Raw genomic sequence first — 15,359 nt, 5'->3', positions numbered from 1 at the left:
GCTGACTATCGGAATAATGTCCTATAATTCAATATCAGGCAAATTGTTGGCAACTTCTTCGAAAGAATCGTAACAATCTAAGACTGCGACGACGTTTTCTAACGGCTCAGCATAAATACCCGCTACATCGGCCTCACCTTTAGTAACAATAGAAAATGCTAACTTTTCTTGAGGAGGACAAAACTCCGCGTGCACGCTTTCTTTATTCCCCCTTGGATCCACTCGATACCAGCCATATTGCTCTAAATACACCGCATTCAACCCGTGCAAACAAAACGGAGGTTGATCTCCTATTGTAAGACGCTGATAACACAGAGCTGCTGGAATGCCATTAGCGCGCAGCAATGCCGCCAATAAATGGCTTTTAGCGTAGCAAAACCCTGTACCATGCTTCAGTACATCGCTGGCTTTGCATGTGACAGGGTTAAGTTGATAGTCCCAACTGTGCTTGATTTTGTCTCGAACAAATTCAAAGCAGGCTTTGGCAATAGCCGTATCTTCAGTATGACCTTCCGCTAATTGGCGAGCCTTCTGTTGAATACTTAGTTCATCACAGTCGATGTACTGCGAAGCTGCAAGATAAGTGTGTAAATCCATTTAATTACTTCCTTTTCTATTGATCCCACTCGCTAGTCACAGCTATATCCTATTTTTGTAACGATGTATAAAGACTACTACCCGTTCAATTCAAATGAAACAAAATACACTTCTTACATACAAAAAAGGCAGCTAATGCTGCCTTTTTTGTCGACGAGCTATATCTTTACAAAATATTATTTTACCTTAGTCCACGCCATTGGTTTAAATGGCTCATCGACGGGTGTATCAGCAAAATGATTTGTGTAGTTAGACATTATCTTTTGTGAATAACCCAGAATGATTTCGAGTATATTCTGCTTAGTGAAACCAGCATCTAGAAAAGCCGTCACTTTATCTGCACTCACAAAACCCTGGTCACGTACCACTGAAAGAGTGAACGTGCGAAGAGCTTCCAAACGCTCATCTGCTATTGGAGTTTCGTTGCGCAATGCTTCTGATAGCTCATCGCTAACACCCATACTCTTTGCAATACCAGTGTGTGCAGGCACACAGTAATGGCAGTTGTTCTCAACGTTAATACTTTGCCATACCACAGTTAACTCATCTTCGTTAAAGCTAGAGTTCATGAACAACTCATGCACACGCTGATAAGCGTCCAGTAACTCAGGTGATTCAGCCATGACACCATGCAAGTTTGGAATCATGCCGAAGGCTTTTTTGGACTTCGCTAGCAACTCTTTACTCTTCTCTGGTGCAGTCTCTGGTGTATGAATTTCAAACTGTGCCATATTGACCTCTCAACTATTTGAGTGATTGATGATTTCGGTTTAAACCGACTGGTTTAAACTCTAGCCCAGTTTAGACCGATCGGTCAAAAATAAGTATTGGAACAGTGTTTCCAAGGGTGAATAATGGTCTTCAGCGCTTGACTCATCTAATTTTTGTATAAATCCAATTGTTTATTCCACATGGTCTAATTAAAATGGATCAAGATTTACGCGGAGACCGAAATGCCTTGGGAAAAGTCATTCAATGAGGATACAGCAGTAGAAAATGCCATGGCCGTATTTTGGGAAAAAGGCTATGACGCTGCTTCTATATCAGAGCTTTTGAAAGCCGTAAAAATGAGCAAAGGCAGCTTTTATAACGCCTTTGGCAGCAAACGTGACTTATTTTTACGCTCGCTCGATAAATATGAATCTGACAGACGCCGTGTTTTTCTATCGCAACTTGAGGCGATGGATGACCCAGTTCAAGCCATACATCGTTTTTTCGATACGATTGTCAATGAAATGCTCACCGACGAAACCCGCAAGGGATGCTTTTTGATTAATACGTCCCTCGAACTAGTAAACCATGATCAACAAATCAATGACTTGGTTAAGTCCGGCATCGCTGAAATCGAAGCTTTCTTCAAACGTTGTATTGAGGTAGGCCAAGCACGGGAACAAATTCCTCATAATCTAACAGCTGAAACAACCGCGAAAATCTTACTGTCTTTAGCCGTTTCGATTCGAGTCTTAGGTCGCGGAGGATTTAATGAGAAATCGCTTCGTGTGATTGCACACGAAGCGAAAACCTTGGTGACTGGGCCAGATGACCCAGACGACGCTTAAAGTTGATGAACTAGTCCCATGCGGGAGCAAAGTCAGGGTTTGCAATCCGCTCATTAGCATCTAAGGTCAACTGACTCGCAGCTAAATTCCCATCCAAATTTCTACGTTTAGTTGAGGAAGGTATGGTTGTTAACCCTTGTTGTAATTGCCAAGCAATGGCCACTTGCGCGGGATTGCTGTTATGACGGTTTGCGATATCAAGCAACACCTTATCTTCCATAACTTTTCCGACTGCTAGAGGCATATAGCCAGTGACCTTCACCGATCGACGTTCGCAGTGCTTTATCACAGCTTGGTTTTGCAAATAAGGATGGACTTCCACTTGGTTGGTATATATTTTTCCATCACCCAGAATGTTCAATGCTTCATCTAATTGCTCATTTGTAAAATTGGAAACACCGATGTGCTTGGTAAGTCCTTTCTCTTGGCATTTGGCTAACTCTCCAAGATACTCCTTCATTGAAACCTTACCTTCTTTTTCTGGCCAATGAATTAAAAGCAAATCTACCGATGCCACCTTAAGTTTTGCTAAGCTCTCTTCGACGCTGGGAATGAATGCTTCCGCTGATAAATTATCCAACCAAACTTTTGTCGTTAAGAAAATCTCATTGCGATCGATACCGCTTTCTTCAATTGCCAAACCAACTTCAGACTCGTTTCCATAAATTTGCGCCGTATCAATATGTCGGTAACCTGCCTCTAGCGCCTGCTTAACGGAGTCTTTAGCAATATCGCCTTCAAGACGGAATGTTCCCATTCCTAGAGTTGGCATTTCGTTTATCATTTCATTTCCTCTTTTAATGTTTCAATCTCGTTACATTTACTGTGTTTGTTTATGCGGATTTCAACCCCGTTCGCTGATCTAATACGCCTGATAGCCGAGTCAACAAAAGCGCCACCAGCACGATTAGTCCACCTATCCAAGAAGTGTCCATCAAAGACAGGTCTTGAATGATGTATCCACCTAAAACGGAACCAAATGCAATGCCTACGTTAAACGCAGCTATGTTCAAGCCTGATGCAACATCTACTGAATATGGAGTGTACTTTTCTGCTAATTGCACAACATAAACCTGCAGACCTGGTACATTACCGAATGCAAACGCTCCCCAAATAAGAATTGTGAGTACCGATGTCACGGGATGCATAGCAGTAAACGTGAACAGTATTAAGATAATCGCTAAAGCGGAAAAGATAATTGTAAGTGCGCGAATGGGGCCCATGCGATCCGCTAGCTTACCTCCCCAAATATTTCCTAACGCAACAGATACACCATACACCAGCATAATCAGAGCAATGCTACTTGCCTCAAAACCAGACACCTCTTCAAGGATTGGCGCTAAAAAAGTAAACGCAGTGAATGTACCGCCATAACCAATCGCCGTCATGGCATACACTAACAATAGTCGCGGTTGTGTTAGCACGCTGAGTTGTTGTGTGATGTTTGCAGGAGGTGTTTGCTTCAAATTGCTAGGAACTAAAATTGCGCTACCTATCAATGCAAGCAGACCTAAACCAGCAACCACCATAAAAGTCGCTCTCCAGCCAAAATACTGCCCAATCCAAGTTCCCAAAGGAACACCAGTGACAAGCGCGACTGTTAAACCAGTAAACATAATGGCAATGGCACTTGCTTCTTTATCTTTGGTAACCAATCCAGTGGCAATAGTCGAACCAATCGAAAAGAAAACACCATGGGCCAGTCCCGTTAAGATCCTTGCTGTAATAAGAGAGCTATAACTAGGCGCCAAGAAAGCGAGCACATTGCCTAAGACAAATAATGACATGACAGCAAGCAAGACTTGTTTACGTTGCCAACGAGCGGTAACGGCTGTTAATACAGGGGCACCCACAGCAACGCCAAGGGCATATAAACTCACCAGCAAACCTGCCGAGGGTAAAGAAACTCCTAAATCATGAGCAATGGTTGGCACCAGACCAACGATTACGAATTCTGTGGTACCAATGGCAAAAGCACTGATGGTCAGTGCGAACAATGCAATAGGCATAATGATCTCCAAAATTATCTAAGTTGCAGAGAAGTATGCTTATTGCTAACTTTGATAAAAACAGCAAAATAGTTAAATCACTTTTACAAATATGACAATAATCTCTCGAACGGAAGATCTAGAAATTCTGCTCGCTACCATCGATTCAGGTAGTCTCACTGGAGCAGCAAATGCATTGGATATTCAAGTTGCCCGTGTATCTCGAGCTATCAGTCGCTTAGAAGCAGAACTCGATTGCTCTCTTCTCAACCGCACAACCCGAAAACTGGAACTGACTGAAGAGGGCCGCGTCTTCAGTGAGCGTGTGCGCCAAGCTCTGCAACATCTGAGTCATGCAGAGAGCACCTTAAGGGACTTAAAAGAACAACCAGCCGGTATTCTCCGAGTTGATGCGGTTACGCCATTCATGATTCACCAAATTATCCCACTACTACCTGAGTTTAGAATTCAGTTTCCGCTCATTGAGCTAGAACTTGTGAGCAGTGAAAACATCATTGATTTAATAGAGCGCCGCACAGATATCGCCATTCGAATTGGGCCTTTAAAAGATTCAAATTTGCACGCGAGACCATTAGGTAGGAGTCCATTGTCAATTGTGGCAAGCCACGATTACATTGAACGCTTTGGCGCGCCAAGTAGCATCAATGAACTCGCCAATCACAACATCATTGGGTTTGCTCAGTCACCCCATTTGAACAATTGGCCTATTGGCACCGGTATCAATATTGAACCAGACATTAAAAGCAGCAACGGTGAACTTATTCGTCATCTTTGCCTTGAGGGTCAGGGGCTAGCCTTGCTTTCGCATTTCATGATCAAAGAAGATCTTAAAAACAATCGCCTCATAGAAGTATTGCCAGGAAGTGTGACGCAGAACAATAACAGAGAAAGAGTTAATGCTGTTTTTTATAAAAATACCGCGCTTTCCTCTCGTATTCTTGCGTTTTTGGATTTTATTGAGCCACGCTTGCAATTAGCATAAAAAAACCTCCGGCCAAATAGCACGGAGGTTTAAGCACTCGATCGAACAATTCTGTAACTAAGACTAAAGAAGCCTAGCCTAGTTCCGCAGCACCAAAAATAGAGGTGGCGTTTAGGCCTTGTTTTTCCATAATCTCACGAAGACGTTTTAATGCCTCCACTTGAATTTGACGTACACGCTCGCGTGTTAAGCCTATTTCAAAACCAACTTCTTCTAGCGTACTAATTTCATAACCGCGAAGACCAAAACGGCGCGCGATGACTTCCCTTTGCTTTTCTGTTAATTCGTCTAACCAGCCGTCTAGGCTGCTGCTGATGTCATCATCTTGCAAAACTTGGCAAGGATCGCTAACGGCTTCATCGGCAATAGTATCAAGGATCGCTTTATCACTGTTGTAACCTAGTGGCGTATCAACAGAGGTTACACGTTCGTTTAGGCCCAGCATGCGTTTCACATCATCCACAGGCTTCTCTAGTAAATCTGCAATTTCTTCTGCCGTTGGCTCATGATCAAGTTTTTGTGTTAATTCACGAGCTGCGCGTAGATAAACGTTTAATTCTTTAACAACATGAATTGGTAGGCGAATCGTACGAGTCTGATTCATGATCGCACGTTCAATGGTTTGTCGAATCCACCACGTAGCATAAGTTGAAAAACGGAAGCCACGTTCTGGATCGAATTTCTCAACAGCGCGAATTAGCCCAAGGTTGCCCTCTTCGATAAGGTCTAGCAGGGTTAGTCCGCGGTTCACATAGCGACGGGCAATTTTCACAACAAGGCGAAGGTTGCTTTCGATCATTCGCTTACGACCTTTCTCGTCCCCTTTACGAGCCAAGCGAGCGAAGTGAACTTCTTCTTGCGGTGTGAGTAATGGCGAGAAACCAATCTCGTTGAGATAAAGCTGTGTTGCGTCTAAATTTTTCTGTACGTCGTGGTCTTGGCCCACATCAGAAATTTCTGTTTTCTTCGACTTTGCCGATGTTTTCACTTCAGCTTCCGCCAGTTCGATGACATCAGAATCGTTGTTGTCTTCGAACTGATCTTGGATTAATTCCTTTTTTGCTGCCATGAGATAGCCCACCCAATGTTTTAGTTGTTAATCTGACAGTTTTTATTACTTTGCAAGAAAGCATTCAAAACTCGTTCCAACTTAACAACTCAGATTGAACGTTTACCCATTTAACTATTTCTTTGGTAAATATTTTAATGGGTCCACTGGTTTTCCACGACGCCGAATTTCAAAATGCAGTTTTACTTGATCGGTGCCACTAGAACCTATTTCGGCAATGGGCTGTCTAGCTTTAACTTGTTGGTTCTCTTTGACCAGTAATTTCTTGTTGTGAGCGTAAGCGCTTAGAAATTCCTGATTGTGTTTAATGATCACCAAGTTTCCGTAGCCGAGTAATCCGCTACCCGCGTAGACAACGGTGCCCGCTGCTGCCGAGTAAACAGATTCCCCCAAACGACCGGCTATATCAATCCCCTTATTCACAGGCTTTTTAGTTGAATATTTGGCGATCACATCGCCATCGGCTGGCCAGTGCCAGTCTCCCATAGCACTCGAAATTTCAGGCTTTGTCGTCTTCTGTCGAGTTTTATAGGCACTTGGTACATTCGTTTTTATTGATGGTTTGCGTTTCGTCAAAGTTTTGCTATTGGCGGGTTTTGACGATTTTGCAACGGGGCGATCATGAGAAACATTTAATTTTTGACCAGGATAAATCGTGTAAGGATGACGAATTCCGTTAGCGCGTGCTAGCGCTTTATGATCCCAGCCATAACGCCATGCAACCGAAAAAAGTGTATCTCCTTTACGCACTTCGTACACATCCGTGCTGGACATATTGCCAGAGAATTTTTCATGTACAGAGACAAAGCCGGTACATCCAGCCGTCAAAAGGATTAACCCAATGATGATGGTTAAATAGAAATAATTCTTATTAACTAAAGAATGTCGGTTTTTTTGACGCTCTGTGAAGGCAGTAATGGCTGCGTACATGACCAGTCCAGTTTTAATACGTTTTAGTTTTATTTTTTCACCTTTTTAAGAAAACAATATTCTTAAAAAAAGTGTGAGTTCACAATTTGTTACACAAAAAAGGCTCATTTGCCAAAATTTTGCGGTGGTTCCGATATGTAAACTTGACGAACTATTAGTTAACAGCTGATCTATTATTGCTCAATTTTTGCTGTTTTCTGGCGTTTAGCCAGATAAAGTACACCAACGAACCCTAGGAAAAAGGCGAAAACAGCGGCCATAACCTGGGGGGATTCTACCTGCCAAGGGGCAACAGGCCACTCAGAAACTGGCACAGTTTGCCCCTGGCTATTTACACGCGTGGATAATATCTCACGCCACGGCCATAGTTTTACCAAGGCACCCAGCATAAAACCACTTAAAACCACCATAGTGGCATCATGAAACCGCGCTAATAACCAAGAAAGGAACCGGGAGAAAAGCATGATTCCAACCAAACAACCTAATGCAAAGACCGCCATAATCCCTACATCAAACTGCTTCACAGCTGAAATTACTAAACCGTACATACCAATCAGTAGCAAAATAAAACTGCCAGATATACCGGGTAAAATCATTGCACTAATGGCAATCGCCCCGGAAAAGAAGAATAAAATTGGCGAAGCTTGACTAGGCGTGGGCGTCATTAAACTAATGCCAGCGGCAAAAACGATCCCTAAAACTAACAAAATTAACCTCGGTGGAGTACGCCATTGCACCTGCAAAAGAACATAAACAGCGGATGCTAAGACCAATCCGAAGAACAACGACCATATAAAAACAGGAAATGTATTGAGTAAATAATGGATAACCTGAGCCAAACCAAGAATGCTCGTGATCATGCCTGCGAGTAGAACAGCTAAGAAAGTGCCATCGAATTGTTGCCAAGCGGCTTTAATACCCTGCTGCTTGAGAACTTTTAGTGTATCTAAACCAAAGCTCTTAATCGCATTGATTAAGCGCTCGTAGATTCCAGTTAATAATGCAATGGTACCCCCAGATACGCCAGGCACTACGTCTGCTGCCCCCATGGCCATACCCCGAAAAAAGTGACCTAACACATAAACTCCTTACTTCTGTGTGCCTGATAACATAGGAACAAACATCACATCTTCTATGATTTTTTTACTAAAGCCGTCTTCATTGCGGGTGACCAAAGTCAATACTTGCTTGCGTTCATCGCCAATAGGAATAATTAACTGACCTCCCACTTTCAATTGCTCTGCTAACTGAACAGGAATGTGGTCTGGTGCCGCAGCAGAAAGAATTGCATCGAATGGGCCTTCGTCTGACCAACCCCAATTACCATCTGCATGCTTCAGTTTGACGTTATTGGCCCGCAGGAGTTTCATCCTATCTTTCGCTTTTTGTTGAAGCGGCGCAATACGCTCGACGCTGTAAACACGATTCACCAACTGGGCAAGCACGACCGCTTGATATCCACAGCCCGTTCCTATTTCAAGAACCGATTCAAGTGGCCCTTGCTCTAGCAAAATTTCGGTCATACGAGCGACAATATAGGGTTGGCTAATGGTTTGCCCAAAACCAATTGGCAGCGCGGTGTCTTCATAAGCTCGATGACTTAATGCTTCGTCCACAAAAATATGCCTAGGCGTATTCGCAATCACCTCTAAAACATCTGGATTACGTATGCCACGTTCCTTTAACCGATCGACCAATCGATCGCGCGTACGTTGGCTGGTCATACCAATGCCCTGGAGCTGTAGCGGAGTCACAATTTCAATCCCCTTAGCGACTGCAGAGACTCATGATGAGTCATATCTACATGGATAGGGGTAATCGATACAAAATTATGCTCAATGGCATAAAAGTCAGTATCTTCTGCATTATCCGCTACATTCCCCACAGCACTGATCCAGTAGCATTCTTTACCTCTTGGGTTTTCTGTTTTCACAGGGTTATCACTGCGGTGACGGTGACCAAGACGGGTAATGGCAACACCCTTCAATTCGTCAAATGCTACATCGGGGACATTAATATTAAGTAGTGTTCTTGCGGGTAATTGCAGTTGTAATAGATCAGGTAAAAGCTGCATCAATACTCTTGCAGCTGTATCAAAAAATTGGGTCCCCGCCAGTGAAATAGCAATAGGAAAACGAACCAGAAAGCGTCCTTCCATAGCCGCAGCTACGGTACCACTATAAATCACATCGTCACCCAAGTTTGCACCACGATTAATACCAGAGATAACCAAGTCCGCATTGTGGTCTGTAAATTGGCTGATACCGAGATGAACACAGTCAGTGGGTGTACCGTTCACACTGATAAAACCATTATCTAAATAGGTTGGATGCAGCGGTCGGTCAAGAGTCAGCGAATTGCTTGCTCCGCTTCGATCCCGATCCGGTGCTACCACCTGTATATCGTAACCAGCATCCTGGCAATATTTCGCTAGGGTTTGCAAACCGGGTGCATACACACCATCGTCATTGCTTAATAGTATTTTCACAATTAACCCTTACTTATACCTTACTCGCATCATCGATTTGACCTAGCTCTCTTAACAAAGAGGTAGCAAAATAACCGGACCCTAATGAGAACTCCAAGACAAGTGTTTCATCATCTTGCCAAGTCCAAGCCAGATCAGGCAACAGCATACGTGTTGTGCGACGTTCTTGCTTTAAGCCTTGTTTCTCTAGTCCTTGCGATAACACCTCATATTTTTGCGCTATTTGGCCTTCTATATCGGCGAGATCGGCTTCGCTTAAACTGTTTCCCCGTCCCCACATCGCACAAGTGGGGTGAATATTTTGATTTCGCCAACGCTGCGATTCCGCTGCGGTACCATCTGCAATAAAACCGCGAAGACTTCCACTAAATCCAAAAACATCGCCTTTTATAGGTCTTTGCCACACGTTACCTTGAACACGATGAGCTAGCATTTCATTAAATAAAAATGAACGGGCTGCTGATGTAAACAGTGATGCTTTTTGACGATTACGGGGACGCTTGCCAGACACAAATAATCGCTCAGCTTGAACAATGTTATCGTAATCATGGCCAAAGCGCTGACCACCAAAATAATTAGGAACACCTTGATCTTTAATCATGGTTAATCGCTGCTCTAGTTCAGCTTTACTTCCTTGCACATTTCGCAAGCGTAACTTGAAATGATTGCCGCCGAGGTTGCCACGTTTAAGCTTAACGCCGTAATACCCCTGATCAATTAATGTAAACTCTTCGCGCTCAAATAATGCGGTTAAATCCGGTTGACGCTTTTCTACTGGAATACTGAACCACTGGCGGGTAATAGCATGGCGATCTTTAAGGCCAGCATAGCCCACATCTCTTAAATCAATTTGTGCGTGATTGGCAATTTGGCGAGCCAACCATTGAGTATTCGTATCGGTCTTTTCAATGAATAGATACCAGTGAGGTCCTTCTTCTTTTAAAATACGATTACTTAGTTCAGTGACCTGAAAGTCTTCTGCTTCCACTCGATATTGCGCCGTTATATCAAGGGGGGAATAGGCCAGTGGCCACTGATTAGCAATTTTTGCGTAGTCCATTAATTTGGCTCCCGCATCAATAAAGCCACAGCTTCTACTGCAATGCCTTCTTTGCGCCCAACGAAACCTAACTTTTCTGTGGTCGTTGCTTTTACATTGACTTGATCTATTTGAATTTCCAAATCAATAGCAATCGTTTCTCGCATGGCTTGGATATGCGGTGCCATTTTGGGGGCCTGCGCCATAATCGTAATATCAATATTACAGATTTTGTAATGTTTGGCTTTTACTTCATGCCACACGTGTTTCAACAAATTTCGACTGTCTGCATTAGCAAACGCTGGATCGTTATCTGGAAAATGGTGACCAATGTCTCCTAACGCGACAGCGCCTAACAATGCATCGCATAACGCATGCAAAGCCACATCTCCGTCACTATGGGCTAATAGCGTACGCTCATAAGGAATTGCAACACCACCAATCTTAATTGATACGTCGCCCGTCTCTTCTGAAAACTTATGAACATCAAAACCGTGACCAATACGAAACATGTATAACCTTAACTAACTTTCATTGGTTAAAAACTGTGTAATCATCGCTAAATCATCTGGATGAGTCACTTTAATATTACTAGCAAGTCCTGCGATCATTATCGGTTTAAGTCCGACGTGTTCCAGAGCCGATGCTTCATCCGTTACGGGCAAATTATTCTGTAGACTAAATTCGATCGCTTTTTTTAATACACCTAGTGGAGCAAGTTGCGGTGTCAATGCATGCCAGAGTTGCTCTCGCTCAACGGTCTCAATGATATTACCTTGAGCGTCAGTACGCTTCATCGTATCGCGAACGGGGGCCCCAATAATGGCACCATGTTCATTTCGTGCATCGTACAAGCGTTGAATGTCATTTAGGGAGATACAGGGTCGTGCCACATCATGAACCATTACCCAATCGCTTACGTCGGCTCCTTGCTGAACTAATGCATTGAGGCCGTTCAAAACAGAATCGACACGCTCTTTACCTCCATCACAATTCAGAATGCGAACATCTTTTGATACGGGCATATTGTGGAAAAAAGGATCATCATGATTCACAGCGATCATGATTTTCTCAAACATGGGAAAGCATAATAATCGTGTTAATGTATGCTCAAGAATACTTTGACCATTAACCTGTAAATATTGCTTTGGTCGGTCGGCTTTCATTCGTTTGCCAACGCCCGCAGCAGGAACGACTGCATAAAGCGCCATTTTAATCCTGACCCTCTACGACAATAAAATAGGTCTCGCCGCTTTTTATCATACCCAATTCCTTTCTCGCTTTAGCTTCTAACGAATCCATACCCGAACGAAGAGCTATAATTTCTTCTGTTAGAACTTGGTTCTTAGCTTGGAATTCGGCATTACTTTCTTTGCGTTGCTCTATCAAGGATTGCATTTTCCAATTGGCAAGTAAGCCACTTTGGTCGAACCAAAGCTGATATTGAAGGACAAGAAAAACAACGAGGGCGATGACTTTCCAGCCGTATCGCTTAAGGGATTGTGTGAGAACTGTGTTCATAAGCGGCCGTAATAATTATGGTGTAGAAGCCACAATGTACCACGCCTAAGCAACGAATGCTTAGACGTGGTTTTAAAAAGTCGAGCGAGGGTTACGCCTGACCTTTCACTTCTTTCAAACCATTGTAAACCGCTTTGTCACCCAATTGCTCTTGGATGCGTAACAAACGGTTGTACTTAGCAACACGGTCAGAACGGCATAAAGAACCAGTTTTAATTTGCCCTGCACAAGTACCAACCGCTAAATCAGCAATAGTCGTATCTTCGGTTTCACCTGAACGGTGAGAAATAACCGCCGTATAGCCCGCTTCTTTTGCCATCTTAATCGCTTCTAGAGTTTCTGTTAGAGAACCGATTTGGTTGAACTTGATAAGGATTGAGTTAGCGATGTCCTTTTCAATACCTTCTTTCAAAATCTTAGTATTGGTTACAAACAAATCATCACCTACTAGCTGGACCTTGCTACCAAGCTTTTCAGTTTGATACTTCCAACCGTCCCAATCGGACTCGTCTTGACCATCTTCAATAGACACGATTGGATATTGATCGCATAACTCTGCAAGGTAGTCAGAGAACTCTTCAGCACTGAAGACTTTACCTTCACCGCTTAGATCGTATTTACCATCTTTGTAGAACTCAGAAGAAGCACAGTCCAGTGCCAGTGTAATGTCTTTACCTAACTGGTAACCCGCAGCCGATACGGCTTCTTTAATAACAGCTAAGGCATCTGCGTTTGATGCTAGGTTTGGAGCGAAGCCACCTTCGTCACCTACTGCTGTGTTAAGACCTTTGCCTTGCAGTACTTTCTTAAGGTTATGAAAAATCTCGGCACCCGCGCGCAGACCTTCAGAGAATGAAGTAAAACCAACTGGTTGTACCATAAACTCTTGAATATCAACGTTGTTATCAGCGTGCTCACCACCGTTCAAGATGTTCATCATTGGTAACGGCATGCTGAATTGACCTGCTGTACCATTTAGCTCTGCAATATGCTCATAAAGCTCAATACCTTTGGCAGAGGCTGCTGCTTTTGCTGCCGCAAGAGATACAGCCAAAATAGCATTAGCACCTAAAGTCGCTTTGTTATCTGTACCATCTAGCTCAAGCATTTTATGATCGAGTGCTTTTTGGTCAGTTGCATCCATACCAACCAATGCGTTTTTAATTGCACCATTTACATTAGCAACAGCATTTAATACACCTTTACCCATGTAACGCGTTTTATCACCATCACGCAGCTCTAACGCTTCGCGTGAACCTGTAGAGGCACCAGAAGGGGCGCAAGCCGTACCAAAAAATCCACCTTCTAGTAGAACATCCGCTTCTACCGTTGGGTTACCACGGCTGTCCATAACTTCACGGGCTTTTACATCAATGATTTTCGCCATGACGGTGTTAATCTCCAATTAATTATCAGTCAAAAAATGTCGAATTTATAAAATAAGAAAAGCCCTTTCGGGCTTTTCATAAAATAGATTTACGCTTTACCTGCTTGCTTCAAACCCGCCGCAACAAATGCCGTAAATAGGCCATGACCATCGCGCGGAGTCGAAGTGAATTCAGGGTGGAATTGACAGGCTACAAACCATGGGTGGTCAGCCACTTCTACCACTTCGACTAGCTTGCCGTCCATTGAACGACCTGCTATGCGTAAACCATTTTTTTCTAGAGTCTCTAGGAAATTATTGTTTACTTCGTAGCGGTGACGGTGACGCTCAACAATCACCTCTTGACCATACGCTTGCGCAGATAGCGACTCAGGCGTTAAGCGGCACTCTTGGCCACCAAGACGCATAGTGCCACCGAGATCGGAATCTTCAGTACGCTGCTCGGTCTCACCTTCTGCGGTGGTCCACTCGGTGATTAGGCCGACGACAGGATTCTTAGTAGAGCTGGAAAACTCAGTACTATGGGCATCTTCTAAGCCGCACACATTACGAGCGAATTCGATAACCGCGCTTTGCATGCCTAAACAGATACCCAAATACGGAATTTTGTTCTCACGAGCGTATTGTACCGTGCGAATTTTACCTTCTACACCGCGGTTACCAAAGCCACCAGGAACAAGAATCGCGTCTTTCCCTGCCAGTACATCAGCGCCGTCACGCTCAATGATCTCTGAGTCAATGTACTCGATGTTCACCTTAGTACGGTTCTTCAAACCGGCATGATCAATGGCTTCGATCAAGGATTTATATGCATCCAATAACTCCATGTATTTACCTACCATGGCGATATTGATTTCATGCTCTGGATTCAATTTAGCATCGATCACCTCATCCCACTCGCTAAGATCCGCTTCATCGCATTCCAAACCAAATTTGTCGATGACGTAATCGTCAAGACCGGTTTGCTTAAGCAACTCAGGAATACGATAGATGGTATCTGCGTCTTCTAATGGGATAACCGCGCGCTCTTCAACGTTGGTGAACAGGGCGATTTTACGAAGAGAACCTGAATCAATGCGGTGATCAGAACGACAAACGAGAATGTCAGGTTGCAAACCAATGCTGCGCAGTTCTTTTACACTGTGCTGAGTTGGCTTGGTTTTGGTTTCGCCCGCAGTGGCGATGAATGGCACTAGGGTTAGATGCATGGATAGTGCACGCTTGCTACCTAGCTCAACTTTGAGCTGACGCACTGCTTCAAGGAAAGGTAACGACTCGATATCACCTACGGTGCCACCGATCTCAACCAAAGCGACGTCGGCGCCTTCGGCACCGGAATAAACACGACGCTTAATTTCATCTGTGATGTGAGGGATAACCTGAACCGTACCACCTAGATAATCACCACGACGTTCTTTGCGCAATACATCTTGGTATACGCGACCTGTGGTGAAGTTATTACGGCTACTCATAGTGGTACGAATGAAACGCTCATAGTGACCTAAATCTAGGTCGGTTTCCGCGCCATCTTCGGTAACAAACACCTCACCATGCTGGAATGGGCTCATGGTGCCTGGATCCACATTGATGTAGGGATCCAATTTGAGCATGGTAACTTTGAGTCCGCGTGCTTCGAGGATAGCCCCAAGAGAAGCGGATGCAATGCCTTTGCCCAATGAGGACACAACACCGCCTGTGACGAATATAAAACGAGTCGACATATACTGGTGAATCCGAATAAAAAAAGAAGTTGGATTGTTCGAACGAGATGGCGCTAC

Annotated in this window: 17 protein-coding genes; 2 read left to right on the top strand and 15 right to left on the bottom strand. The window is 43.8% G+C overall.

Translation table 11 applies throughout. From position 1 onward, the window contains the following. Positions 1-21: 21 nt before the first annotated feature. Positions 22-597: a transglutaminase-like domain-containing protein gene (locus tag HF888_RS04500; protein ID WP_007019016.1), complete on the bottom strand. Its 576-nt coding sequence runs from the start codon at positions 595-597 to the stop codon at positions 22-24. A gap of 176 nt (positions 598-773) precedes the next feature. Beyond that, the gene (locus HF888_RS04495) at positions 774-1,328 is read right to left on the bottom strand and encodes a carboxymuconolactone decarboxylase family protein (RefSeq protein ID WP_007019015.1); all 555 of its coding nucleotides are present in this window, start codon (positions 1,326-1,328) and stop codon (positions 774-776) included. Positions 1,329-1,550: 222 nt separating this feature from the next. Between HF888_RS04495 and HF888_RS04490 the strand changes: the two genes are divergently transcribed. Further along, positions 1,551-2,156, top strand: coding sequence for a TetR/AcrR family transcriptional regulator (locus HF888_RS04490; protein ID WP_007019014.1), 606 nt, complete (start codon positions 1,551-1,553; stop codon positions 2,154-2,156). Positions 2,157-2,166: 10 nt separating this feature from the next. On the opposite strand, the gene dkgB is transcribed toward HF888_RS04490, so the two are convergent. Then, positions 2,167-2,940 carry a 2,5-didehydrogluconate reductase DkgB gene (gene dkgB / locus HF888_RS04485; protein WP_007019013.1) on the bottom strand — a complete coding sequence of 258 codons (774 nt, stop codon included), beginning with the start codon at positions 2,938-2,940 and terminating at the stop codon, positions 2,167-2,169. Between the two features lie 49 nt (positions 2,941-2,989). Next, the gene (locus tag HF888_RS04480; protein ID WP_007019012.1) at positions 2,990-4,165 is read right to left on the bottom strand and encodes an MFS transporter; all 1,176 of its coding nucleotides are present in this window, start codon (positions 4,163-4,165) and stop codon (positions 2,990-2,992) included. Positions 4,166-4,256: 91 nt separating this feature from the next. Between HF888_RS04480 and HF888_RS04475 the strand changes: the two genes are divergently transcribed. Beyond that, on the top strand, positions 4,257-5,147 hold the full coding sequence (locus HF888_RS04475) for a LysR family transcriptional regulator (protein ID WP_007019011.1): 891 nt from the start codon (positions 4,257-4,259) through the stop codon (positions 5,145-5,147). Between the two features lie 73 nt (positions 5,148-5,220). On the opposite strand, the gene rpoS is transcribed toward HF888_RS04475, so the two are convergent. The 11 genes from rpoS to HF888_RS04420 all read right to left on the bottom strand — a co-directional run bounded on the left by rpoS (position 5,221) and on the right by HF888_RS04420 (position 15,302). After that, complete coding sequence (rpoS, locus tag HF888_RS04470) at positions 5,221-6,216, bottom strand: RNA polymerase sigma factor RpoS (RefSeq protein WP_007019010.1); 996 nt, start codon at positions 6,214-6,216, stop codon at positions 5,221-5,223. 114 nt (positions 6,217-6,330) lie between these two features. After that, positions 6,331-7,146, bottom strand: a complete 816-nt coding sequence (locus HF888_RS04465; protein WP_007019009.1) for a peptidoglycan DD-metalloendopeptidase family protein — start codon at positions 7,144-7,146, stop codon at positions 6,331-6,333. A 173-nt stretch (positions 7,147-7,319) separates the two neighbouring features. Beyond that, positions 7,320-8,225 carry a DUF368 domain-containing protein gene (locus HF888_RS04460; protein ID WP_207798150.1) on the bottom strand — a complete coding sequence of 302 codons (906 nt, stop codon included), beginning with the start codon at positions 8,223-8,225 and terminating at the stop codon, positions 7,320-7,322. Positions 8,226-8,234: 9 nt separating this feature from the next. Then, positions 8,235-8,870 carry a protein-L-isoaspartate(D-aspartate) O-methyltransferase gene (locus tag HF888_RS04455; protein ID WP_040298244.1) on the bottom strand — a complete coding sequence of 212 codons (636 nt, stop codon included), beginning with the start codon at positions 8,868-8,870 and terminating at the stop codon, positions 8,235-8,237. A gap of 26 nt (positions 8,871-8,896) precedes the next feature. Continuing rightward, on the bottom strand, positions 8,897-9,637 hold the full coding sequence (gene surE / locus HF888_RS04450) for a 5'/3'-nucleotidase SurE (protein WP_040298234.1): 741 nt from the start codon (positions 9,635-9,637) through the stop codon (positions 8,897-8,899). Between the two features lie 10 nt (positions 9,638-9,647). Continuing rightward, on the bottom strand, positions 9,648-10,694 hold the full coding sequence (truD, locus tag HF888_RS04445) for a tRNA pseudouridine(13) synthase TruD (RefSeq protein WP_007019005.1): 1,047 nt from the start codon (positions 10,692-10,694) through the stop codon (positions 9,648-9,650). Then, complete coding sequence (ispF, locus tag HF888_RS04440; protein WP_007019004.1) at positions 10,694-11,185, bottom strand: 2-C-methyl-D-erythritol 2,4-cyclodiphosphate synthase; 492 nt, start codon at positions 11,183-11,185, stop codon at positions 10,694-10,696. Before ispF ends, truD begins: the two co-directional genes overlap by 1 nt. 12 nt (positions 11,186-11,197) lie before the next feature. Further along, positions 11,198-11,884, bottom strand: coding sequence for a 2-C-methyl-D-erythritol 4-phosphate cytidylyltransferase (gene ispD / locus HF888_RS04435; protein ID WP_007019003.1), 687 nt, complete (start codon positions 11,882-11,884; stop codon positions 11,198-11,200). 1 nt (position 11,885) lies between these two features. Continuing rightward, positions 11,886-12,194: an FtsB family cell division protein gene (locus tag HF888_RS04430; protein WP_007019002.1), complete on the bottom strand. Its 309-nt coding sequence runs from the start codon at positions 12,192-12,194 to the stop codon at positions 11,886-11,888. A 91-nt stretch (positions 12,195-12,285) separates the two neighbouring features. After that, positions 12,286-13,581 carry a phosphopyruvate hydratase gene (eno, locus tag HF888_RS04425; protein ID WP_007019001.1) on the bottom strand — a complete coding sequence of 432 codons (1,296 nt, stop codon included), beginning with the start codon at positions 13,579-13,581 and terminating at the stop codon, positions 12,286-12,288. An 89-nt stretch (positions 13,582-13,670) separates the two neighbouring features. Continuing rightward, positions 13,671-15,302: a CTP synthase gene (locus HF888_RS04420; RefSeq protein ID WP_007019000.1), complete on the bottom strand. Its 1,632-nt coding sequence runs from the start codon at positions 15,300-15,302 to the stop codon at positions 13,671-13,673. Positions 15,303-15,359 lie beyond the last annotated feature (57 nt).

The organism is Bermanella marisrubri (assembly GCF_012295615.1).
GTDB lineage: Bacteria > Pseudomonadota > Gammaproteobacteria > Pseudomonadales > Oceanobacteraceae > Bermanella > Bermanella marisrubri.
Note: the sequence above shows the minus strand (reverse complement) of the source record. Positions and strands in the feature narration are given on the sequence as shown.